We start from the raw sequence: 21,322 nt of genomic DNA, 5'->3' as shown, positions 1-21,322 counted from the left end.
CGGGGTGGGCGGGCGTGGCTGGGGCGTGGTGGCGCGGTCGCGTGGCAGGGTCCCGGAGCACGTACGCCCGCGAGCAGCAGAGGTCCCTCATGCGACTGCGCAACGCCCTCGCCATCTCCGTGACCGCCGCGGCGGCGCTGACCGGGACGTCGGGCGCCGCGACGGCCGACGAGAGCGAGCCGCGCGGGCGGCACGGGCACGCGTCGTTCTCCGCCGCCAACCAGCCCGTGTGCGGGGACCGGGTCGGGGCGGACTTCCCCGTGGACACGCGGATCCACGGCGGGCCGGCCGAGTACCGTCCCGGCGGCGGCCCGCAGCTCTGGTACCTCGACCTCCACAACACCACCGCGCACACCTGCCGCAACATCCACCCCGTGGTCGTCCTCGTCGACCGGGACCGGACGCTCAAGGACTCCCAGACGAAGCTGGAGTTCTTCGACGCGGTGGGGGGCGGGGGGCGGGCGCGGCCCGTTCCGTTCGAGCGGACGGACGCGGACGAGCACGTCGGGGTGTTCGACGACGGGTTCCCGGGGTTCGTGATCGGGGCGGGGGAGACGGTGACGGTGAGGGTGCGGCTCGGGTTCACGGCCGATACGCGGCCGAATGAGGTGACCTTGAATGCGGCGGTGGTGCAGCGGCGGGGGGAGGACGGGGAGTGGGTGGGGGAGTCGGGGGGGTATCGGTTCGGGATCGCGCCCGAGGCGGCGGTGCAGTTGGCGGGGCCGCCGGAGTTGGCGGACACGGGTTCTGGGGGGCCGTTCGGTCCGGTTGCCGCCGGGGGGCTGGTTGTTGGGGGTGTGGTGCTGGTCTTCGGGGCGCGACGGTTGGGGCGCGTGTTGGCCCGCAGGGCCATCTAAGGGGCGCGGGGAACTGCGCGACCAGCCACGCACGGTCCGCAGGCGAAGGTCAGTCCGGCGGGAGCTGGGGTCAGGGCGGGGTGCGCAGCCCGGCGGGACGGGGGTGCCGCTGTGCCCACCCTCCCCCAAGCTCTTAAGGAGCAGGGGGGACCCCCAGCCCTTAGCGGCACGATTGCCCACAGCGGCGGCGGGAGGGGGAAGCGGCGGGGGAAGGGGCGCGGCAGGCGGCCCGTAGCGGCGGCGGGGGAAGGGCGCGGCGGGTAGGGCGCAGTGGTGGGGGATGCGGGCGCGCGTGGTGTCACGTGCAACGATCCATCCGTGGACTACCCGAACGACCAAGCCCCCGGTGCTCCCATTCGGTCCGGTGTTCCGGAGCATGGGCGGATTCCGAAGTATTACGCCGTTAAGGCCCAAGTGGCCGTACTTATCGATGAGTTGGGGGAGGGCGGGCTGCTGCCCACCGAGCGGGATCTCGCCGAGCGGTACGAGGTCGCCCGGGAGACCGTGCGGCAGGCCCTGCGCGAGCTGCTGCTCGAAGGGCGGCTGCGGCGGCAGGGCCGCGGCACCGTCGTCGCCGGGCCCAAGCTGGAGCAGCCCCTCTCGCTCGCGAGCTACACCGAAGGCGTGCGACGGCAGGGCCGGCGCCCCGGACGTACCCTCATCTCGCTCGACCGCTTCCCCTGCCCGCCCGCGCTCGCCGCCGAGACCGGCCTCGAGCGCGGTGAGCCGGTCTGGCACATGGAGCGCGTCCTGCTCGCCGACGACGAGCGCATGGGGCTGGAGAGCACGTACGTCGCCGTGGCCCGCGTGCCGCGCCTGGACAGCGAGTTCACCCCGGACTCGTCCTTCTACGCCTACCTCCACGACCGGCTCGGCATCGCCTTCGGGGACGCCGACGAGCGCATCGAGACCGTCCTCGCCACCCCCCGCGAGGCCCTGCTCATCGGCACCCCGCCCGCGCTCCCCATGCTGCTCATCCACCGCGTCTCCCGCGACACCGCCGGACAGCCCCTGGAACGCGTACGCACCCTCTACCGCGGCGACCGGTTCTCCTTCACCACCCACCTCGGGACAGCGAGAAACTGACCGACATTTCCGAGTGAAGCGGACATCTTTGATAACATAACGGTAACGGGTCTAGCCCAACATTGAAGGCCCGTTCACCGTCCCGTCGCCGTCCCGACCCGTCCGGGCCACCCGCCGCGAGGACTGTTCACGCCGTGAGAGTCATCGTCGTTGGAGCCGGCGTGGTGGGAACCATGCACGCCTGGCACGCAGTGGAACGCGGCCACGAGGTCGTACAGATCGAGCGAGAGAGCGAGGCGCGCGGGGCATCGCTCCGCAACTTCGGGCAGATATGGGTCAGCGGCCGGGCGGGCGGCGAGGAGCTGGACACCGCCCTGCGGGCCCGCGAGCTGTGGGAGGGGATCGGGGAGCGCGTGCCGGGGCTGGGGTTCCGGCCCTGCGGCTCGCTCACCCCGGTCCGCAACGACCTCGAACTCGCCGTCGCCCACGCCGCGCTGGCGCGCGACGACGCGGCCGCCCGCGGCTACAAGCTGCTCACCGCCGACGAGGCGCGCGCCCTCAACCCCGCCCTGCGCGGTGACTTCGCCGCCGCCCTGTGGTGCGAGCGGGACGCGGCCGTGGAGCCCCGGACCGCCCAACTCGCTCTGAAGAGCGAGCTGTTGAAGTCGGGCCGGTACACCTTCCTCGGCGGTCGCGAAGTCCGTGAGGTCATCGGGCAGAACGCCGTCCGGGACGACCACGGCGACGTGCACACCGGTGACGCCGTCGTCCTGTGCACCGGCGCCTGGCTCGGCGGACTCGTCCGCGAGCTGGTGCCCGACCTGCCCGTACGCCGCGTACGCCTCCAGATGATGCAGACCGAGCCGCTCGGCGAGCCGCTCACCACGTCCGTCGCGGACGCGGACAGCTTCCGCTACTACCCGGCGTACGCGGGCGAGGCCCTCGACGCGCTCAACGCGGGCCAGGCGCAGGACCCGACGGCCGCCGCGCACAAGATGCAGCTGCTGATGGTCCAGCGCAAGGACGGCGGCCTGACCATCGGCGACACGCACGAGTACGAGCACCCCTTCGCCTTCGACGTCACCGAGGAGCCGTACGAGCACCTCACCCGTGTCGTCGAGTCCTTCCTCGGCCGCCCGCTGCCGAAGATCCGGCACCGCTGGGCCGGGGTGTACGCGCAGTGCACCGACACCTCCCGGGTGGTCCACCGGCAGCAGGTGCGCGACGGGGTGTGGCTGGTCACCGGACCGGGCGGACGCGGGATGACCTGCTCGCCCGCGATCGCCGAGCGCACCGCGAACGAGCTGGGCTGGTAAGGGAGTCGAAGGACATGAGCAACGCCAACACCACCATTACGTACAACCTCGTCGTGCTCGACATGGCGGGTACCACCGTCGCCGACGACGGGCTCGTCGAGCAGGCCTTCGCGGCCGCCGCGCGCAGCCTCGGCGAGGACCCGGAAACGATGGTCGACTACGTCCGCACCACCATGGGCGAGTCCAAGATCTCCGTCTTCCGGCACCTGTTCGGCGACGAGAGCCGGGCGCGGCAGGCCAACACCGCCTTCGAGGAGGCGTACGGGGAACTCGTCGCGGGCGGGCGCGTCAGCGCGCTGCCCGGCGCCCGCGAAGCCATCGAGCGGCTGCGCGCCGAAGGCCGCACGGTCGTCCTGACCACCGGTTTCGCCCGGGTCACCCAGGACGCCATCCTCGGCGCGCTCGGCTGGTGCGACCTGGTCGAGCTGACCCTGTGCCCGGCCGACGCGGGCGGCCGGGGCCGCCCGTACCCGGACATGGTGCTCGCGGCGCTGCTGCGGACCGGGGCGGTGGACTCGGTGCGGCGGATCGCGCTGGCCGGGGACACCTCGTACGACATGCTCAGCGGGGTCCGGGCCGGGGCGGGGGTCGTCGCGGGGGTGCTGACCGGCGCCCACGGCAAGGACGCGCTGTACGAGGCCGGGGCCACCCATGTGCTCGGCTCGGTGGCGGAGCTGCCGGACGTGCTGGCGCGGGCGGAAGCGTCGTGACCGGCATCCGGTTCGACGGGGTGAGCGTCGCGTACGGCGGGAACACCGTCCTCGACTCGCTCGACCTCACCGTCGAGCCCGGCGAGGTCATGGCGCTGCTCGGGCCGTCCGGATCCGGCAAGACCACCGCGCTGCGGGCGGTCGCCGGGTTCGTGCGGCCCGCCTCCGGGCGGGTGTTCATCGGCGGCCGGGACGTCACGGCGCTGCCGCCGCACCGGCGCGGGATCGGGATGGTCGTCCAGCAGTACGCCCTCTTCCCGCACATGCGCGTCGCCGACAACGTCGCCTTCGGGCTGAAGGCACAGAAGCTCGTCGCCAAGGGCGAGATCGCCGGGCGGGTCGCCGAGGCGCTGGAGATGACGGGGATGGCGGCGTACGCGCGGCGCTATCCGCGCGAGCTGTCCGGCGGGCAGCAGCAGCGCGTCGCGATCGCGCGGGCGCTGGCGATACGGCCGGGCGTGCTGCTCCTGGACGAGCCGCTGTCGGCGCTCGACGCGCAGCTGCGCTCCGGGATGCTGACCGAACTCGCCCGGCTGCACCGGGAGTTGCCGGACGTCTCCATCCTGTACGTCACGCACGACCAGGTCGAGGCGCTGACCCTGGCCGACCGGATCGCCGTGATGGACCGGGCGCGGTTGCGGGATTGCGGGACGCCGCAGGAGCTGTACCGGCGGCCGCGTACGGAGTTCACGGCGTCCTTCGTCGGGAACGCCAATCTTTTGCCCGTGCGGGTCGAGCCCGGGTACGTGTCGTTCGGGGGTACGGCGCTGGCCGTGGCCACGGAGTCGGTCGCCGTGGGGGCGTCGGCCACGCTGTGCGTGCGCCCGCACCTGGTCGGGCTCGGGGACGGGCCCAACGCCCTGCGGGGGCGGATCTCCGAGGTGCAGTGGCGGGGCTCCACGCACCGGTTGTACGTGGAGGTGGACGGGCACGCCGTGAAGGCGGACGTGCGGGAGCTGCGCGAGACTCCGGCGCTCGGTGACGAGGTCACGCTTCACTTCGCGTCGGAGGACGCGGTGCTGCTGTCTGCGGGGGTCGGGGATGGCTAGTCCGACTGGGCCCAAGGTCTCCGGGCGCCCGGGTCGGGCTGGTCGCTTGCGGTCGTCGCGCGGGCTCGGTCCGCAGGCCCTCGGGGCTCGGCGGCTCCCCACCGCCCTCTGGGCCGTACCCCCCGTCCTCGCCCTCTCCCTCGTCTTCCTCTATCCCCTCTTCCTCGTCGTCAAGCAGTCGCTGACGCCCGACGGGAGTGACGGGGTTTCGTTCGCGCCCTATCAGGACGTGTTCGCGTCCGCTGCCTTCCGGGACGCGCTCTGGACCACCGTGTGGCTGGCCGTGGGGGCGACCGTGGGGTGTCTGGTGCTGGGGTTCGTGCTGGCGCTGGTCATCGCGTTCGTACCGTTTCCCGGGGGGAAGGCCGTCGCCCGGTTCATCGACGTGTTCCTCTCCTTCCCGTCCTTCCTGATCACGCTCGCGCTGCTCTTCATCTACGGAACCGTCGGCATGGCCAACGGGCTGTGGACGGACGTCACCGGCGCGCACTCGGGGCCGTTCCAGTTCCTCACCACGCCCTGGGGCGTACTCCTCGCGGAGATCACGTACTTCACGCCCTTCGTGATGCGCCCGCTGCTCGCCGCGTTCTCGCAGCTCGACACCGCGCAGCTGGAGGTCGCCTCCTCGCTGGGCGCCCGGCCCGGGCGGATCGTGCGGCGGGTCGTGCTGCCCGAGGCGCTGCCCGCGCTCGCGGCCGGCGGCTCGCTCGTCCTCGTGATGTGCCTCAACGAATTCGGCATCGTGCTCTTCACCGGCGCGAAAGGGGTCACCACCCTCCCCATGCTCGTCTACAGCAAGGCGATCCTGGAGTCGGACTACCCGGCCGCCTGTGTCGTCGCCGTCGTCAACATCGCGATCTCCGTGGGCCTGTACGGCCTCTACCGGGTGGTGAGCCGACGTGTTGGTGCATAGCCGAGGCGGCCGCTGGGCCACCTGGATCGTCTTCTTCGTCCTCTTCCTGCCCCTGTTCGCCCTGCCGCTGCTCGTCGTGGTCGCCGCCTCGTTCGCGACCAACTGGTCCGGCGCCTTCCCGTCCGGCTTCACCACCGGCCACTACGACGCCGCCACCACCGGCGACTCCCTCCAGGCCCTCACCACCAGCCTGGCCACCGCGCTCACCGCCAGCGTGCTCGCCCTCACTGTCGGGGCCTGGGCGGCGCTCGCCGCCGCCTCGCTGAAGGAGCGCGGCAAGCAGGCGATGGACGCCCTGTTCGTGCTGCCGGTCGCCGTCCCCTCGGTGGTCGTCGGCCTCGCCATCCTCGTCGCGTTCTCCAAGCCGCCGTTCCTGCTCAACGGGACGCGCTGGATCGTGATCCTCGCGCACACCGTTCTTGTCACGGCGTTCGCCTACCAGTCGGTTTCGGCCGCCATCCTGCGGTTGGACCCGATGTACGAGCAGGCCGCCGCCAGTCTCGGCGCCCGGCCCTCGTACGTGCTGTGGCGCGTGCGGCTGCCCCTGCTGCTGCCGTCGCTGAACGCGGCCGCGGGGCTCTGCTTCGCCCTGTCCATGGGCGAGTTGAGCGCCACGATGATGCTCTACCCGCCGGACTGGACGCCCCTGCCGGTGCAGATCTTCGCCGCCACCGACCGGGGCTCGCTCTTCACCGGCGCGGCCGTCGCCGTGGTCCTCATGGGCACGACCCTGCTCGTCCTGCTCGCGGTCTCCCGTATCCGTACCAAAGCCAGCTACCGATAACCCGCTACCGATAGCCGCCACCGGCAACCGGCATACAGACACCAGGAGTTCGAAACGTTATGCGCAGAAGCCTCCTCACCCCGCTCGCCGCCGTCACCGGCAGCCTCGCCCTCGCCGCGACCCTCTCCGCCTGCGGTGGCTCCTCCTCCGCCGACTCCAAGTCCGACGAGAAGGTCGTCACGGTCTACAGCGCCGACGGCCTGAAGGGCGAGAAGGGCGACGGCTGGTACGACAAGGTCTTCAAGGACTTCGAGGCGAAGACCGGGATCAAGGTCAAGTACGTCGAGGGCGGCTCGGGCGAGATGGTGCAGCGCGCCGTCCGCGAGAAGTCCAACACGCAGGCGGACGTGCTGGTCACGCTGCCGCCGTTCATCCAGCAGGCCGACACCAAGGGCCTGCTCCAGCCCTACACCCCGGCGGGCGCCGACAAGGTGCCGGACGCGCAGAAGAACGCCAAGGGCAAGTGGACGGCCGTCGTCAACAACTACTTCGGCTTCATCTACAACAAGAAGGAGCTGAGCGAAGCCCCCAAGACCTGGGAGGAACTGCTCGGCTCCAAGTTCAAGAACAAGCTCCAGTACTCCACCCCGGGCGTCGCGGGCGACGGCACCGCCGTCGTCATCAAGGCGATGCACGACTTCGGCGGCAAGGAGGCCGCCATGGAGTACCTGAAGAAGCTCCAGGCCAACAACGTCGGCCCGTCCGCCTCCACCGGCAAGCTCGCCCCCAAGGTGGACAAGGGCGAACTGCTCGTCGCCAACGGCGATGTGCAGATGAACTACGCCCAGGCCAAGACCATGCCCAACCTCGGCATCTGGTTCCCGGCGACCGGCTCCGGCAAGCCCACCACCTTCGCGCTGCCGTACGCCGCAGGTCTCGTCGAGGCGGCCCCGCACACCACCAACGGCAAGAAGCTGCTCGACTTCATGCTCACCGAGCAGGCCCAGCAGGAGGTCAGCGCCATCGGCGGCGGCTTCGCGGCCCGTACCGACGTGAAGGCCACCGACCCCAACGCGACGGCCCTCGCCAAGCTCGTGGCGGGAGTCGAGGTCTTCGAGCCGAACTGGCTCGACATCAGCACGAACCTGCCGTCGTACGTGGACGCGTGGAAGTCCGCGACCGGTAGCTGAGCCGCCGCTGACCCGCCGCTCCACCCCCCTCGCAAAAACGCTTCCCCGCACCACCTGACGCCCCTGCACCGCCAGGGGCGTCGTCCTGCCCGCGCTCGCCCTCTTTCGTCCCCGGAGGACCACGTGACCCCGTCAGGAATCTCCCGCCGCTCCCTGCTCGCCGGCGCCGCCGCCCTCGCGGTTGCCGCAGGCCCCCTCGCCTCCGTCGCCCGGGCCGCCGCCCGCACCCCCAAGGTGCTGGTCATCGGCCTGGACGGCACGCTGCTCAACCGCGTCAAGGACGCCGACGCGCCCCGCCTGAAGTCCCTGATGGCGAACGGCCTCACGGCCGCCAGCTCGATCTACGCCAACCCCTTCGCGCCCACCATGTCGGGACCCGGCTGGTCCACGATCATCACGGGCGTCTGGCCGGACAAGCACAACGTGAAGGACAACAACTTCACCGGCCAGCGCTTCGCCCAGTACCCGGACTTCCTCACCCGCATCGAGACGGCGAAGCCCTCGCTGTCCACGTACGCGGTCTCCTCCTGGGCGCCGATCACCGACACGATCTTCTCCTCGAAGGTCGACAGCCGGGTCTCGACGCCCAGTGCGGAGTACGACACGGGCACCACCGCCCGGGCCGTCGCCCAGCTCAAGAGCGCCCCCGGCCCGGACGCGGTCTTCGTCCAGCTCGACAACGTCGACCACGCCGGACACACGTACGGGGCCGCCAGCCAGCAGTACCTGGACGCGATCCACGGCGTGGACACCCAGGTCGGGCAGCTCGTCGACGCGATCGCCTCCCGGGCCACGTCCGCCGACGAGGACTGGCTGGTCCTGGTGACCGCCGACCACGGCCACACCGACCCCGGCGGCCACGGCGGCTCCACCTGGCAGGAGCGCCAGACGTTCCTGATCGCCACCGGCGGCACCACCACGCCCGGCTCGGTCCGTTACGACGTGCGCATGCCCGACGTCGCCGCCTCCGCGCTCGCCCACCTCGGCGTCGCCATCGACCCGGCGTGGGGGCTCGACGGCCGCCCGATCTCGCAGCCGTCGCCGGACGACTTCGACGCGCTGCGCCCGCAGCTGAAGACCCCGGTCGACGAGAGCGGCATCGGCGCGGGCGTCGTAGGCTTCACCCACACCCCGCCCGCCGGGTGGTCCGTCGAGAACTCCCGCATGGGCGGCGGCGGGGTCACCGAGTGGCGCGGCTGGTCGTTCACCACCGACGAGTTCTGGACCAAGGCCCAGCGCGACCAGCAGCGCGAGTCCAACGTCCGGGCCCGCAACGTCTTCGCGGTGGCCGACGGCGACGAGTGGACCGACAAGTCCTTCACCGGCACCTTCGACTCCACCCTGATCAGCCCCGCCTGGCCGGTGCGCGGCGGCGCCCCCGCCACGCTCTCGTACGTGACGCACTACCTCCAGGAGAACCCGCAGAAGGGCGAGGTGCTCGTCTCCTACGACGGGGCGGCGCCGGTGACGGTGAAGACGTACGCCTTCGACACGGTCGCCAAGGCCGAGTCGCTCACCCTGAACGTGCCCGCCGGGGCCACCACCGCCCAGGTGCGCTTCCGCTACACCGGGGGCAACAACTGGTACTGGGTGATCGACCAGGTCAAGATCTCGGCTTCCTGACTAGGCTGGGCGGTGTCGGTACGGCACAGCGCGGTGCACCCCGGCACCGTCCAGTTCTTCGTCCAGCGCACACCGCAGGAGAGTCCGCCCCATGGCAGAGCGCAAGCCGATCGAATCCTGGCTCACCGACATGGACGGGGTCCTCATTCACGAGGGCACGCCGATCCCGGGTGCGGACGCCTTCCTCACCGGGCTGAAGGAGTCGGGCAAGCCGTTCCTGGTCCTCACCAACAACTCCATCTACACCCCCCGCGACCTCCAGGCCCGCCTCGCCCGCATGGGCCTGCACGTGCCGGTCGAGAACATCTGGACGTCGGCGCTCGCCACCGCCAAGTTCCTGGACGACCAGCGGCCGGGCGGCACGGCGTACGTGATCGGGGAGGCGGGGCTCACCACCGCGCTGCACGACATCGGGTACGTCCTGACCGACCACGAGCCGGACTACGTGGTCCTGGGCGAGACCCGTACGTACAGCTTCGAGGCGCTCACCAAGGCGATCCGGCTGATCAACGGCGGAGCGCGGTTCATCTGCACCAACCCGGACGAGACCGGCCCCTCCACCGAGGGCCCGCTGCCCGCGACCGGCGCGGTCGCCGCGCTGATCACCAAGGCGACGGGCAAGAAGCCGTACTTCGCGGGCAAGCCGAATCCGCTGATGATGCGGACGGGGCTGAACGCGATCGGGGCGCATTCGGAGACCAGCGCGATGATCGGGGACCGGATGGATACGGATGTCCTCGCGGGGCTGGAGGCGGGGATGCAGACGTTTCTGGTGCTCACCGGGCTCACCCGGCCCGAGGATGTGGAGAACTTCCCGTTCCGGCCGTCCAAGACTGTCGACTCGATCGCCGATCTGGTGAAGCTGATCTGACCGTCCCCCGGGTGGCGCGCCCGGGATGCGGAACGGCGCGGGGCGCGTGAATCTTCGTACAGGAGGTTCACGATGCGCTTTCGACAGGTCACGCTCTGTGCGGCCGTGGCGGCCGCCACCGCTCTGATGCCCGTGGCGGTCGCCACGGCGGAGTCCGAGTCGCACGGGTCACTGACGGTGACGCCGTCCACCATCGCCCCGGGCGGTGAGGTGGACCTGCGGGTCAGCGTGTGCAGCGGCCGGCAGGCCGTCGGGACCTCGGAGGCCTTCGTCTCGCAGGCGCAGTTCGCGCCGGCGGCGGACGGGGGCCTCTTCGCACACGCCCGGATCCGCTCGGACGCCCAGGCGCGCAGCTACGACATCTGGGTGAACTGCAAGGACAGCTCCGGCCAGGCCTCCGGCCGCGTCACGGTCGTCCACGGCGGCGGCCACCACGACGACCACCCCGACCACCACGCCACCCCGCACGCCCCCGTCCACGCGGGCGGCGGCGGCGCGCAGCTCGCGGACCGGCAGGCCACCGAGCAGGGTCCCGGCACCCGGCACGCGGTGATCGGCCTGGCCCTGGCGGCCGTGGCGGCGGTCGCGGTGGCGGGCCGCAGCGTGCGGCGCCGGCGCCGCACGGACTGAGACGACCGGGGCGATGTCCTCCGAGCACACGTCCGGCACCGGACGGCTGCTGACCGGGGTGGCGTGGGCGGTCCTGCTGCTCGGCCTGTGGCTGTGGGGCCGCGAGGCCACCGACGGCCCCGGCGGCAGCTCGGCGCCCACCACGGGTGACGTGGCGGCCGTGGGGCGCCCGCTGGGCGTACCGCTGCCGCCCGCGCACGACCCGGTGAAGGCGGCGGCGCCGCGGCGTGTCGAGATCCCTTCCATAGGCGTGGCCGCACCCGTCGTGCCGCGTGGCCTCGACACCGCGGGTGCGGTCGATCCGCCGCCGTACGACCGGCCGGGCACGGTCGGCTGGTTCGGCGCCGGGGTCCAGCCCGGCGGGCCCGGGGCGGCGCTGCTCGTCGGCCACGTCGACACCGAGAGCAAGCCCGCCGTCTTCTACGGCCTGAGCGCCACCCGACCCGGCGAGAAGGTGCGGGTGACCAGGACCGATGGATCCGTCGCCGAGTTCACCATCGACGACGTGCAGGTCTTCGGGCGGGACCGGTTCGACGCGCACAAGGTGTACGGGCCGCGCGAGGCGGGGCGCGCGGAGCTGCGGCTGATCACCTGCGGGGGCACCTACGACCGCAAGGCGCGCGCGTATACGGCGAACGTGGTGGTGTCGGCGTATCTCACCGACGTACGGCCCGCGGCGGCCAGGTCCGCAACCTAGCCCGGCCGACGGCCCGCTCCCCCCGGAGCCGCCGGCCGGGCCGGTCCTCGACCGTGGGTGCACGGGCTGCGGGAGAAGCCCGGCACCTCCACGGGAGGTTCGAGGGGACCAGCGCCAACGTGGGCCGGGACTGGGGCCGATGCGACCACTGTAGAACCGTTGTGCGCTTTCGGCCTAGGGCTGGATAACGCCAAGTCGCCTTCTGTGTGCGCTCGGTGGGCACGGGCTCGTGGGGGCGTGTGCGGGTGTGCCACGATGGATCGGGGGAAGCGTCCGGGAAAGTACGTTTGAGGGGGTCGGATGTTCCGGAGTGGTGCGCGGACGGGCGCGGTCGGGGTGGCGGTGGCGGCCGTGGGTACGGCGCTGGCGCTGACGTCCTGTTCGTCCTCCTCCGACTCGGACAAGAAGCCCGAAGTGGCGCAGCAGCCGAAGGGCACCGATCCGTTCTGGGTCAACCCGGACGGCAACGCGTCGCGGCAGGCCGCCGAGTACCGCAAGAGCGGTGACGACGCCAAGGCCGCGCTGATCAGGAAGATCGCGGAGCAGCCGGTCGGGGAGTGGATCGGCCCGGAGAACCCGGAGTCGGAGGCGAAGGGCTTCACCGAGGCGGCGGCGAAGGCCGACCGTACGGCGCTGCTGGTGCTCTACAACATCCCGCACCGCGACTGCGGCCAGTTCTCCAAGGGCGGCGCGGCGGACGGGGACGCGTACCGGGCGTGGGTGGACAAGGTGGCCGCCGGGATCGGCGACCGGGGCGCCACGGTGGTCCTGGAGCCGGACGCGGTGCTGCACCTGGTCGACGGGTGCACGCCGCAGCAGTTCGCCGAGGAGCGGTACGACCTGCTGAAGAAGGCGGTCGAGCGGCTGAAGCGGCAGCCCGGCGTGAAGGTGTACGTGGACGCGGGCAACGCGGGGTGGCAGCGGCCGGACGCGCTGGACGAGCCGTTGCGGCGGGCGGGCGTGGAGGCGGCCGACGGCTTCGCCGTCAACGTCTCCAACTTCCAGACGACGGCGGCGAGCCGGGACTTCGGCCACCAGCTGTCGGCGAAGCTGTCCGGCAAGCACTTCGTGATCGACACGAGCCGCAACGGGAACGGGCCGTACACGGGCGGCGACCCCAAGGAGACCTGGTGCAACCCGCCCGGCCGCGCGCTAGGCGACCGGCCGACGACGCGGACGGGGGACGGGTTGGTCGACGCGTACGTGTGGGTGAAGCGGCCGGGGGAGTCGGACGGGGGCTGCAAGGGGGGGCCGAAGGCGGGGGAGTGGTGGGCGGACTATGCGCTGAGCCTGGCCCGCAACACGAAGTAAGCCCCTCCCCGCCCCTTCCCGAAACTCTCCGAGGGATCCCTTCGTCTGCGGACCGTGGTGGGTTGCTCGCGCAGTTCCCCGCCCCCCTGAGAACGCCCCTCCGGGGCGCCCAGGGGATTGCCGCGCAGCGGCATCTTCAGGGGCGCGGGGAACTGCGCGACCAGCCACATACGGCCTGCAGACGAAACATCTGGCCGCCCGCCGCAGGCTACGGCACCTCCACCCACACCGCCCGGGACGGCACACCCTCCCCGTCCGTCACGAACAGCATGTACCAACCCGGAGGGACGAGGTTCCGGTTCTTGGGGACCGTGACCCGGACCCCGTCCGCCGTCTTCGCGACATCCAGCGCAACCGACCGCTGATCAATGTCCGTGACGTGCGTCGTCGCACTCGGACGGATCAGCCGAGCCGCCTTCACCGCCCCCGCGTCCTTCGACTTGAACACCCCACTCCCACCCCGGGAAAGCGACTTCGGCCCCTCCCCGAGCTCGGGCCGGTGGTCGCCGCCCTTGTAGAGGTACGGCGGCGTATAGATCTCGATGCGCTGCTCGAAGACCCCCGGCTTCGTATCGTCCTTGTCCCCGTACAACGAATCCCCACCGAACGTCACGACCCGCCCGTCCGGCAGCAGCATCGACCCGGAGTGGTAGTTGCGGCCCACCTCCGGATCCGCCACCCGCCGCATCGTGTTCGTCTTCGCGTCGTAGATCCGCGCCTGGTGCAGGTTGGAGCCGCCCCGGCCCCGGTAGTCCTTGGAGCCGCCGCTGATCAGCATGGTGTCGTCGGGCAGCACGGACGTCATCGGGTACCGCGTCCCGTCGGCGAGCGAAGGGCCGTCCTTGAAGGACGGATTGGGGTCCTTGAGGTCCACGATCCGGGTCTTCTTCGACGACTCGGCCGACTCGCCGACCCCGCCCCCGCCGATCACCATGTACTTCTCGTCCTGGGCCGGAGGCATCAGCACCGTCCCCGACGTCTCCATCTCGCCCGGGTCGCTCAGCCCGGGGATCTTGGTGAACTTGTTGGAGGCGAAGTCCCAGATGCCCGGGTCACGGCCGACGTTGTCCGGCCCGTACCCCGCGTTCGACCCCGAGTAGAACAGCTTGCCGTTCTGCAGCAGGAACACCGCCGGGTAGGTCGGGAACTGCATGATCCCCTTGGTGTACGTCCACTTCTTCGTCTTCGGGTCGTACACCTCGTTCTTGCCCGGCACCAGCTGCCCGATGTCGTCGAGCCCGGAGAGCGCGAGGACCTTGCCGTCGGAGAGCGTCGTCAGCGTCGGGTACCAGCGGGCCTCGTTCATCGGGTCGACCGTGATGTACCGCTCGCCCACCGGGTCGAACTCGTAGGCGTCCCTGATCCCCTGGAAGTCCTTCTTGTCCAGGGCGAGCTTCTGCGCGATGCCGTAGACGTTGCGGGTGTCGGAGCCGGTGAGGCCCTGGATGCGGTAGTTGTCCTCGGTGCCGGTCTCGTGCTCGGTGCCGGACTCCTCGGCCTCCACGTAGATCCGGCCGAGCCCGGCCTCGGTGCGCAGGAACCTGCCGGTCTTCTTGTCGAAGACCTTCTTGGCGCGCTGGACGAGGACGGGGTCCTTGGAGACGAACGTCTTGGCGTTGGACTTGCCGGTGAACCGGGTGCCCGCGGGCAGCGTGATCGGCTTGTCCGGGTCCTCGTTGTGGACGATCATCAGGCCGCCGGCCTTGGTGACGTCGCCCTTGAGCTTCTCGTACCGCTTGGTGCCGCCCGCGATCAGCAGCTTGCCGTCGGCGAGCTGGGTGTGGCCGGTGCAGAACAGGTCGTTGGGCGTGGGGATCTTCTTGAAGGTGTTCTTGTCCGGGTCCCACAGCACCGTGTCGAACTTCTTCGCGTCGAAGTTCTTGGCGTTGTTGCCGGAACCTGCGACCAGCAGCACCTTGCCGGTGTGCAGCAGCGCCGCGTGGATCGTGTTGAGCCGGAACTCCTTGGGCATGGCGACCATGTCCCAGTGGCCGTTGTCCGCCTTGTACCCCGGCTGGTTGATCTTGTAGTCGTGGTACTGGTTCGTGGAGAACCGGTACAGCCAGGGGCCGTTGGCGCCCGCGAGCGCGACGACCACCGCCGTACCGATCGCCCAGCGGCGGGTACGGCGGGTCGGACGGAATCTCATTGGTTACGTCCCCCAAGGGCGATCTGCACGGTCTGGTCGGCGGGCTCGGCGGGCGGCCCGGCGGGCGGCTGCTGGGGCTCGCCCTGCGGCTGCGGCGGCGCCCCCGGTGTCCCCGGCGCCCACTGCGGGCGCTCCTGCTGGTGCGCTCCCTGCTGCGGCGCGGCCGGCGGCCCGGAGCGCCTGCGCTTGCCCCGCTTCTTCTTCTCCGCCCGTACGGTCCACCGCCAGCCGAGGATCGGCGCGGCCGTGATCAGCATGGCCAGGGTGGCCCAGGTGATCATCGCGGGGTGGCTGTGGCCGTTGAAGAACGACGAGACCAGCGAGCCGCCGAACAGCGCGATGAAGAACAGGTGGATGCGGAAGGTGCCGAAGAGGGTGTCCGGGCTGGACGAGTCGCCCTTGGGGGTCACCACGAAGGAGCTCTTGCGGCGCAGTACGGCGTCCATCAGCGAGCGGGCGTAGATGGGCGCGGAGAGCGCCGACATCACCATGCCGGCCACGCCGCCGGAGCCCTCCGGCTCGTGCGGGGAGACGTTGTGGCGCCGGTTCCAGATGTAGAGCCCGATCTGGAGGGCCGAGGCGTTGCCGTACAGCATCATCCAGATGACCGGGTCGATCTGCACGCCCGAGGCGCCCAGGCCCAGGAACAGGGCGCAGCTGAGCGCCGCCAGGATCCAGTTGAGGGCCGACATCGGGTAGAAGATGATCATCATCGTGTAGTTGAAGAGCTTGCCGAAGGGCAGGGTGCCGAAGCCCTTCCAGTACTGCTTGAGGATCGTCTCGTACGTACCTCTGGACCAGCGCAGCTGCTGGGTGAAGAAGTCGGTCCAGGCGGTCGGGCCCTCGCCGACGGCCAGCACGTCCGGGGTGTAGACCGAGCGCCACTTCTTCCCGGTCGCCGGGTTGGTGGCGCGGTGCATCTCGAAGCCGGTCGCCATGTCCTCGGTGATCGAGTCGTAGAGACCGCCGATCTGCTTCAGGGCGCTGATGCGCACGGCGTTGCTGGTGCCGACGAACATGGGCGCGCCGTACTTGTTGCCGGCCCGCTGGATCAGCGCGTGGAAGAGGAACTGCTGGGACTCGGCGGCCTTGGTGACGAAGGTGTCGTAGTTGCCGTAGACCTGCGGGCCGATGACGAAGCCGACGTCAGGGTCGCGGAAGTAACCGAGCATCCGCTCCAGGTAGTTGGGCAGCGGCACGTGGTCGGTGTCGACGGAGGCGAAGAAGTCGTACTCGCCGCCGTGCGCCTCCAGCCAGGCGTTGTAGTTGCCGTGCTTGGTCTTGGCGCGGTGCGGGCCCTTGGGCTGGTTCCAGCGTGCGACGCCCTTGCGGGAGAAGTGGTGCACGCCCAGGCGCGCGCACACTTCCTTGACCGCCGGGTCGTCGCCCTCGTCGAGCAGCCAGACGTGCATCAGACCGCGGTGGCGGATGCGGACCGCCGCCTCCAGGGTCTTGGTCACCATCTCCAGCGGTTCCTTGCCGGGCACGAAGGAGGTGAGGAAGGCGACCTTGGTGCCGGTCTCGGGCACCACCGGGATCGGGTCGCGCGCGACCAGCGTGGCGTGCGCGTTGGAGAGCACGTTCATCGTCCGGAAGAGCTCGATCAGGCCGATCGAGACCAGCATGACGATGTCCAGGACCAGCAGGGACTGCGAGGCGTGGTCGCGCTTGGTCCAGTGCTCGGGCTGCATCAGCCAGGCGAACAGGCCGAGCGAGACCAGCGGGGCCGCGCCGAGCAGCAGGGCCGCGCGTATCCGGTGCGGCTCCTGGGAGAGCAGCGACCGGTAGCGCACGCGGTACGGCTTCGCCGGGTCCGGCTGGGTGAGCGGGCCGGCCAGCCTGCTGTAGTGCTCGTAGTCGTAGCGCGGCAGCGACTTCTTCAGCCGCTGCCGGGCCCCGGGCCGCAGATGCGGCGGGAGCCGGAGCTGAGTGGTCTGGGACGGGTCGTCGTGGTGCCGGGCGCCGGTCGGCGTCGACGTCATGAGTCATCCCCCCGCACGCAAGGGTCACGTTGCGTGTGTGTCGTGTTCCGTCGTCCGCATGGGTCCCCCTCGACCCCGCGGACGTACTGATGGGCGGTCAAGGGGCGGGCCACACCCCTTGATCCAGACATGGGAGGAGGCCCTTCCGGTTGCATGATGCCTTCATCGGCACCGATTCATGAACGGGGCCCCCACCCCGCGGTACCCGCAACCGGGACATTCCCCTCCGAACCACACCCGCGGCCTCCAAGTGATGGAGCCGCACACCCCCTTGGGACCGATGCCCCCCAGCCAGGTTTCTACGCCCGGCGGCTTGATCGCAAGGGTGAAACGAGCTGTTTACCGGTCATACGAGGGCTTTACGGGGCGCTTGTGCAGGGCGTGCGGATTTCGGGTGGAGCTCCCGTGGCAGTACCACGCGCTGCACGGCGCGGGAGGCGCTGGCGCACGCCCTCTAACGACCACAGTCCCCTCACCGATGGTGAGGGGACTGTGGCTGTCTGTGCGCCGCCAGGGACTCGAACCCCGGACCCGCTGATTAAGAGTCAGCTGCTCTAACCAACTGAGCTAGCGGCGCCTGCTGACACCGAGAACTCTACCGGACTCGGAAGGGTGGTTCTGACCAGCGCCACGCGGTGAGATGTTCGTTTCATCCGTTTTGATCCGTCAAAATGCGATTTATGTGGACGGTTGGAAAGCTGTGGCCCGTGCAGAAGCGCAGAAAAGATCTTCAACGACCACAAGATCGCCGAGAGCGGCAGGTGACGCCATGACGGTGCCGGTGTTCGAGGAGTACGAGCCGGCGGGCGAGTGCGGCTGCGCCGGGTGCGCGGACCGGCGGCGGACGGCCGCCCTGCCGCCGCGCGCCGGGGGCCGCCCGGCCGCCCGCGGTGCCCGCCGCGCGCTGGTGCTCGCGACCGCGGCGGGCGTGGTCCTCGGCGCCGGGACCGCCGCCGCCGCCGTACGGGCGCCGGGGCCGGAGACCGGCCACGACCGGGCCGCCGGAGGGGGCGACGCCGTCGGCCTGGACACCGGGCCGGTGACCGAGCAGGGAGCCACCGGCGCACTGCACGGGGGCGCGGCCGTGCCGCCGGACGAGCCGCCGCCGCGCAAGCTCCAGCCGATGACCCGGGCCGACATCATCAACCGGGCCAAGAAGTGGATCACCGCGCAGGTCCCGTACAGCATGGAGAAGTACTGGTCGGACGGGTACCGGCAGGACTGCTCCGGGTTCGTCTCGATGGCCTGGAACCTCGGCACCAACGAGTGGACCGGCAGCCTGGGCAACTTCGCGGTGCGGATCACCAAGGACGAGCTCCAGCCCGGCGACATGCTGCTCTTCCACAACCCCGACAACCCGACGCGCGGCTCGCACGTGGTGATCTTCGGCGGCTGGACGGACTACACGCACACCTACTACATCGCGTACGAGCAGACGCCCCCGCTGGCCCGGAAGCAGGCCACGCCGTACGGGTACTGGAGCAATTCCAGCCGCTACCTGCCCTACCGCTACAAGGGCGTCGGCACCGGCACCGGCGGCCCCGCCGTCGACCCGCCCGCCGCCCCGGCGGCGCTCACCGCGGACTTCCCCGGCGCGGGCGTGTTCGGGCCGGGCGCCAACAACGCGTACGTCACCCGGCTCGGCCAGATGCTGGTGGCGCGCGGCGGCAAGCGCTTCTACACCGAGGGCCCCGGCCCGCGCTGGGGCGAGGCGGACCGCAAGGCCACCCAGGCCTTCCAGCGCGCCCAGGGCTGGACCGGCCGCGAGGCCGACGGCCTGCCGGGCGCCCACACCTGGAGCCTGCTGGTCCGGGGCGGGGGCAAGGACATCCCGGCGGCCGGGGGAGCGACGGGGGGCCTGACCTCGACGGCGACGCCCCCGCCGGAGCCGCAGGTCCAGCCCGCGGTGGCCCAGGTGCCGGTGGCTCAGCCGGTGGTGGTTCAGCCCGCGGTGGCCCCGGTCCCGGCGGTCCAGCCGGTGTCGCCGCCGACGACCCAGCCCCCCGCCCCGCCCGCGCAAGGCCCCCCGGGCCCACTGGCGGGCGCTCCCGCCGGGCCGACCGTAGCCGCCCCGGCGGGCTGGGTGCACGTGCCCCTCTTCCCCGGCAAGGCGTACTTCCGGCCGGGTCAGTCCAGTGCGTACGTGACCGAGCTCGGGCGGCAGCTCCTGCGGAAGGGGTTCGGGCGGTACTACACCTCCGGGCCCGGCCCGATCTGGAGCGAGGCCGACCGGCGCAACGTCGAGGCGTTCCAGCGCGCCCAGGGCTGGCGCGGCGGCGCGGCCGACGGCTACCCCGGCCCCGAGACCTGGCGGCGGCTTTTCCCCAAGCTCTCAACTCCGTTCGAGCAGGGGAGACCCCAATCATGACGGAGGCATCGATGCAGAAGACGACGGATCCCGACGACGGGATGCCCGGCCCCGGTACCCGCCGGGTCGCGGTGATCAGGGGCGAGACCACCGCCGAGATCCCGGTGCACCTGCTGTTCCGGGACGACACCGCGCCCACGCCCGTGGTGCCGCAGCCCGGGCCGAAGCCGACGGCCGCCCCGGCCCGGCGCACGGCCCGGCCGCTGCCCGCGCCGGTGCGGCCCGCCCCGCCCGGCGACCCCGAACTGGTGGAGCGCGCCGGGCCCGTGGTGCCGGGGGCGGTGGCCGTCGCGGCGGGTCTCGCGGCGCTCGCGGGGTGCGCGGCGGTGGTCTGGTCGGCCGGGCTGATCCCGGCGGCGGTGACGGACGCGCTGCGGCTCCCTTCGTATACGGACGCCGGTGGGCACGGCGTCATGGGGCCCGCGCGCTGGGCGCTGCTCGTGCTCGGCACGGCCCTCGCGGTCGTCTGCTTCGGCGGGCTCGGGCGCGGCCGGGTCGGGTGCGCCTGGGTGCTCTCGCTCTGCGGCGACTACCGGGGCAGCGTGCGGCGCACGGGGCTGGTGTGGACGAGCCCGCTGCTGCTGCGCCGCCCGGTCGACGTACGGCTGCGGCACTGGCGCAGCGAGCCGATGCCCGCGGTCGACGCGGACGGCACCGCGCTGCGGGCCGTGGTGCTCGTGGTGTGGCGGGTCAGGGACACCGCGCGGGCGGCCCTGGCCGTGGAGGACCACGTGGTCTATCTGCGCGACCAGGTGGAGGCGGCGATGGCCCGGGTCCTCTCGCGCCTCCCGGCCGACGCCTTCCACGAGGACGCCCCGACCCTGCGCGACGCGGAGGCCGTCGGCGACGCGCTGACCCGGCTCCTGAAGGCGGAGGCGGAGCCGGTGGGGATCGAGGTGTACGCGGCGCAGCCGGTCCGGATCGAGTACGCGCCCGAGGTGGCGGCGGCGATGCGGCGACGGCGGGTCGCGGCGATCGACGCCCGGCACCGGGACGCGGTGCTGAGCTCGGTGGTGGACGCGGTCGACGACACGGTCGCCCGGCTCACCTCGCGCGGTCTGGTCGAGCTGGACGACTACGAGCGCAGGGTGCTGGTGAAGGACCTGACGGTGGCGTTCTACACGGGCCGGGGCGGGGCCGAGGGCGCCTGAACGCGGGGGAGTGGCGGGGCCGAAGCCGGGTTGCGATTGGTCTGGACATGCTCAACTGGCGGGAATAGCCTGTGAGTTGGTCCAGACCAGATTTTTGCACGCGTGCGCCACGGCCCCAGAACTCCCCCACGTTCTCCAGGAGCGTCAGCATGCGAAAGAAGAAGCTGGGCGCGGCCGTGGTCGCGCTCGCGGCCGCGGGCACCTCCCTGCTCGCCACGTCGAGCGCCAGCGGCCACGGCTACACCGACCAGCCCCTGAGCCGCCAGAAGGTGTGCGCCAACGGTACGGTCCAGAACTGCGGCGAGATCATCTGGGAGCCGCAGTCGGTCGAGGGTCCGAAGGGCTTCCCGGCCGCGGGGCCCGCCGACGGGACGATATGCGCGGGCGGCCTGAGCCGGTTCGCCCAGCTCGACGATCCGCGCGGCGGCACGGGGTGGCCCACGACCAAGCTGACGGGAGGTCAGACGTACACCTTCCGCTGGCAGTTCACGGCCCGGCACGCGACCACGGACTTCAAGTACTACCTCACCAAGCAGGGCTGGGACCCGAGCAAGAAGCTCACCCGCGCGGCGCTCGACCCGCAGCCCTTCCTGACCGTCCCGTTCTACAACAAGCAGCCCCCCGCCACGCTCTCCCACGAGGGCACCATCCCCGCCGGCAGGTCCGGCCGCCACCTGGTCCTGGCGGTGTGGACGATCGCGGACACGGGCAACGCGTTCTACTCGTGCTCGGACGTGCAGTTCTAATCGGCCCGG

Annotated in this window: 17 protein-coding genes, 1 tRNA gene and 1 pseudogene; 16 read left to right on the top strand and 3 right to left on the bottom strand. The window is 71.5% G+C overall.

Features of this window, described 5'->3' with window-relative positions; all coding sequences use genetic code 11:
* Positions 1 to 89 precede the first annotated feature (89 nt).
* From IE252_RS25370 to IE252_RS25310, 13 genes are all read left to right on the top strand, one after another.
* Entirely contained in the window at positions 90 to 857 is a 768-nt protein-coding gene (locus IE252_RS25370; protein WP_190091787.1) for a hypothetical protein, read from the top strand.
* Positions 858 to 1,175: 318 nt separating this feature from the next.
* Positions 1,176 to 1,943 (top strand): GntR family transcriptional regulator, encoded by a 768-nt coding sequence (locus IE252_RS25365; RefSeq protein WP_190091786.1) that lies wholly within the window; start codon positions 1,176 to 1,178, stop codon positions 1,941 to 1,943.
* A 134-nt stretch (positions 1,944 to 2,077) separates the two neighbouring features.
* Entirely contained in the window at positions 2,078 to 3,199 is a 1,122-nt protein-coding gene (locus IE252_RS25360) for a TIGR03364 family FAD-dependent oxidoreductase (RefSeq protein WP_190091785.1), read from the top strand.
* A 14-nt stretch (positions 3,200 to 3,213) separates the two neighbouring features.
* Positions 3,214 to 3,909 (top strand): phosphonatase-like hydrolase, encoded by a 696-nt coding sequence (locus tag IE252_RS25355; protein WP_190091784.1) that lies wholly within the window; start codon positions 3,214 to 3,216, stop codon positions 3,907 to 3,909.
* Positions 3,906 to 4,958, top strand: a complete 1,053-nt coding sequence (locus IE252_RS25350; protein WP_190091783.1) for an ABC transporter ATP-binding protein — start codon at positions 3,906 to 3,908, stop codon at positions 4,956 to 4,958. The genes IE252_RS25355 and IE252_RS25350 overlap by 4 nt, the downstream gene beginning before the upstream one ends.
* The gene (locus IE252_RS25345; protein WP_190091782.1) at positions 4,951 to 5,871 is read left to right on the top strand and encodes a 2-aminoethylphosphonate ABC transporter permease subunit; all 921 of its coding nucleotides are present in this window, start codon (positions 4,951 to 4,953) and stop codon (positions 5,869 to 5,871) included. Before IE252_RS25350 ends, IE252_RS25345 begins: the two co-directional genes overlap by 8 nt.
* Entirely contained in the window at positions 5,858 to 6,655 is a 798-nt protein-coding gene (locus IE252_RS25340) for an ABC transporter permease (RefSeq protein ID WP_190091781.1), read from the top strand. The genes IE252_RS25345 and IE252_RS25340 overlap by 14 nt, the downstream gene beginning before the upstream one ends.
* 59 nt (positions 6,656 to 6,714) lie before the next feature.
* The gene (locus IE252_RS25335; protein WP_190091780.1) at positions 6,715 to 7,785 is read left to right on the top strand and encodes a 2-aminoethylphosphonate ABC transporter substrate-binding protein; all 1,071 of its coding nucleotides are present in this window, start codon (positions 6,715 to 6,717) and stop codon (positions 7,783 to 7,785) included.
* A 123-nt stretch (positions 7,786 to 7,908) separates the two neighbouring features.
* Positions 7,909 to 9,408, top strand: a complete 1,500-nt coding sequence (locus IE252_RS25330; RefSeq protein WP_190091779.1) for an alkaline phosphatase family protein — start codon at positions 7,909 to 7,911, stop codon at positions 9,406 to 9,408.
* A 91-nt stretch (positions 9,409 to 9,499) separates the two neighbouring features.
* Complete coding sequence (locus IE252_RS25325) at positions 9,500 to 10,279, top strand: HAD-IIA family hydrolase (protein ID WP_101388451.1); 780 nt, start codon at positions 9,500 to 9,502, stop codon at positions 10,277 to 10,279.
* Positions 10,280 to 10,351: 72 nt separating this feature from the next.
* Entirely contained in the window at positions 10,352 to 10,909 is a 558-nt protein-coding gene (locus IE252_RS25320) for a hypothetical protein (protein ID WP_190091778.1), read from the top strand.
* A 13-nt stretch (positions 10,910 to 10,922) separates the two neighbouring features.
* Positions 10,923 to 11,606: a class F sortase gene (locus IE252_RS25315; protein WP_190091777.1), complete on the top strand. Its 684-nt coding sequence runs from the start codon at positions 10,923 to 10,925 to the stop codon at positions 11,604 to 11,606.
* Positions 11,607 to 11,906: 300 nt separating this feature from the next.
* A complete protein-coding gene (locus IE252_RS25310) occupies positions 11,907 to 12,917 on the top strand; it encodes a glycoside hydrolase family 6 protein (RefSeq protein WP_190091776.1) in 1,011 nt (336 codons plus the stop codon).
* Positions 12,918 to 13,125: 208 nt separating this feature from the next.
* Here the strand turns inward: IE252_RS25310 and glxA are convergent, their stop codons facing one another.
* The 3 genes from glxA to IE252_RS25295 all read right to left on the bottom strand — a co-directional run bounded on the left by glxA (position 13,126) and on the right by IE252_RS25295 (position 17,625).
* Entirely contained in the window at positions 13,126 to 15,066 is a 1,941-nt protein-coding gene (gene glxA, locus IE252_RS25305) for a radical copper oxidase GlxA (protein ID WP_190091775.1), read from the bottom strand.
* Entirely contained in the window at positions 15,063 to 17,048 is a 1,986-nt protein-coding gene (locus tag IE252_RS25300) for a glycosyltransferase family 2 protein (RefSeq protein WP_190091774.1), read from the bottom strand. The genes glxA and IE252_RS25300 overlap by 4 nt, the downstream gene beginning before the upstream one ends.
* Before the next feature lie 503 nt (positions 17,049 to 17,551).
* A tRNA-Lys gene (locus IE252_RS25295) sits at positions 17,552 to 17,625 on the bottom strand.
* A gap of 192 nt (positions 17,626 to 17,817) precedes the next feature.
* Between IE252_RS25295 and IE252_RS25290 the strand changes: the two genes are divergently transcribed.
* From IE252_RS25290 to IE252_RS25280, 3 genes and pseudogenes are all read left to right on the top strand, one after another.
* Complete coding sequence (locus IE252_RS25290; RefSeq protein WP_190091773.1) at positions 17,818 to 19,416, top strand: peptidoglycan-binding protein; 1,599 nt, start codon at positions 17,818 to 17,820, stop codon at positions 19,414 to 19,416.
* A 44-nt stretch (positions 19,417 to 19,460) separates the two neighbouring features.
* Positions 19,461 to 20,567: pseudogene (locus IE252_RS25285) on the top strand (SPFH domain-containing protein); the annotation flags it as partial.
* 149 nt (positions 20,568 to 20,716) lie between these two features.
* Positions 20,717 to 21,313 carry a lytic polysaccharide monooxygenase auxiliary activity family 9 protein gene (locus IE252_RS25280; protein WP_190091771.1) on the top strand — a complete coding sequence of 199 codons (597 nt, stop codon included), beginning with the start codon at positions 20,717 to 20,719 and terminating at the stop codon, positions 21,311 to 21,313.
* Positions 21,314 to 21,322 lie beyond the last annotated feature (9 nt).

The sequence above is a fragment of the Streptomyces melanogenes genome, assembly GCF_014649795.1.
In the GTDB taxonomy this organism is placed as follows: domain Bacteria; phylum Actinomycetota; class Actinomycetes; order Streptomycetales; family Streptomycetaceae; genus Streptomyces; species Streptomyces noboritoensis.
This window is presented reverse-complemented; position numbering and strand designations above follow the sequence as displayed.

Bases quoted from the DNA above. Each gene is read 5' to 3' on its own strand.
- IE252_RS25370 (WP_190091787.1), top strand. From the start codon at position 90: ATGCGACTGCGCAACGCCCTCGCCATCTCCGTGACCGCCGCGGCGGCG.
- IE252_RS25355 (WP_190091784.1), top strand. From the start codon at position 3,214: ATGAGCAACGCCAACACCACCATTACGTACAACCTCGTCGTGCTCGAC.
- IE252_RS25345 (WP_190091782.1), top strand. From the start codon at position 4,951: ATGGCTAGTCCGACTGGGCCCAAGGTCTCCGGGCGCCCGGGTCGGGCT.
- IE252_RS25335 (WP_190091780.1), top strand. From the start codon at position 6,715: ATGCGCAGAAGCCTCCTCACCCCGCTCGCCGCCGTCACCGGCAGCCTC.
- IE252_RS25325 (WP_101388451.1), top strand. From the start codon at position 9,500: ATGGCAGAGCGCAAGCCGATCGAATCCTGGCTCACCGACATGGACGGG.
- IE252_RS25320 (WP_190091778.1), top strand. From the start codon at position 10,352: ATGCGCTTTCGACAGGTCACGCTCTGTGCGGCCGTGGCGGCCGCCACC.
- IE252_RS25315 (WP_190091777.1), top strand. From the start codon at position 10,923: ATGTCCTCCGAGCACACGTCCGGCACCGGACGGCTGCTGACCGGGGTG.
- IE252_RS25310 (WP_190091776.1), top strand. From the start codon at position 11,907: ATGTTCCGGAGTGGTGCGCGGACGGGCGCGGTCGGGGTGGCGGTGGCG.
- glxA (WP_190091775.1), bottom strand. From the start codon at position 15,066: ATGAGATTCCGTCCGACCCGCCGTACCCGCCGCTGGGCGATCGGTACG.
- IE252_RS25300 (WP_190091774.1), bottom strand. From the start codon at position 17,048: ATGACGTCGACGCCGACCGGCGCCCGGCACCACGACGACCCGTCCCAG.
- IE252_RS25290 (WP_190091773.1), top strand. From the start codon at position 17,818: ATGACGGTGCCGGTGTTCGAGGAGTACGAGCCGGCGGGCGAGTGCGGC.
- IE252_RS25280 (WP_190091771.1), top strand. From the start codon at position 20,717: ATGCGAAAGAAGAAGCTGGGCGCGGCCGTGGTCGCGCTCGCGGCCGCG.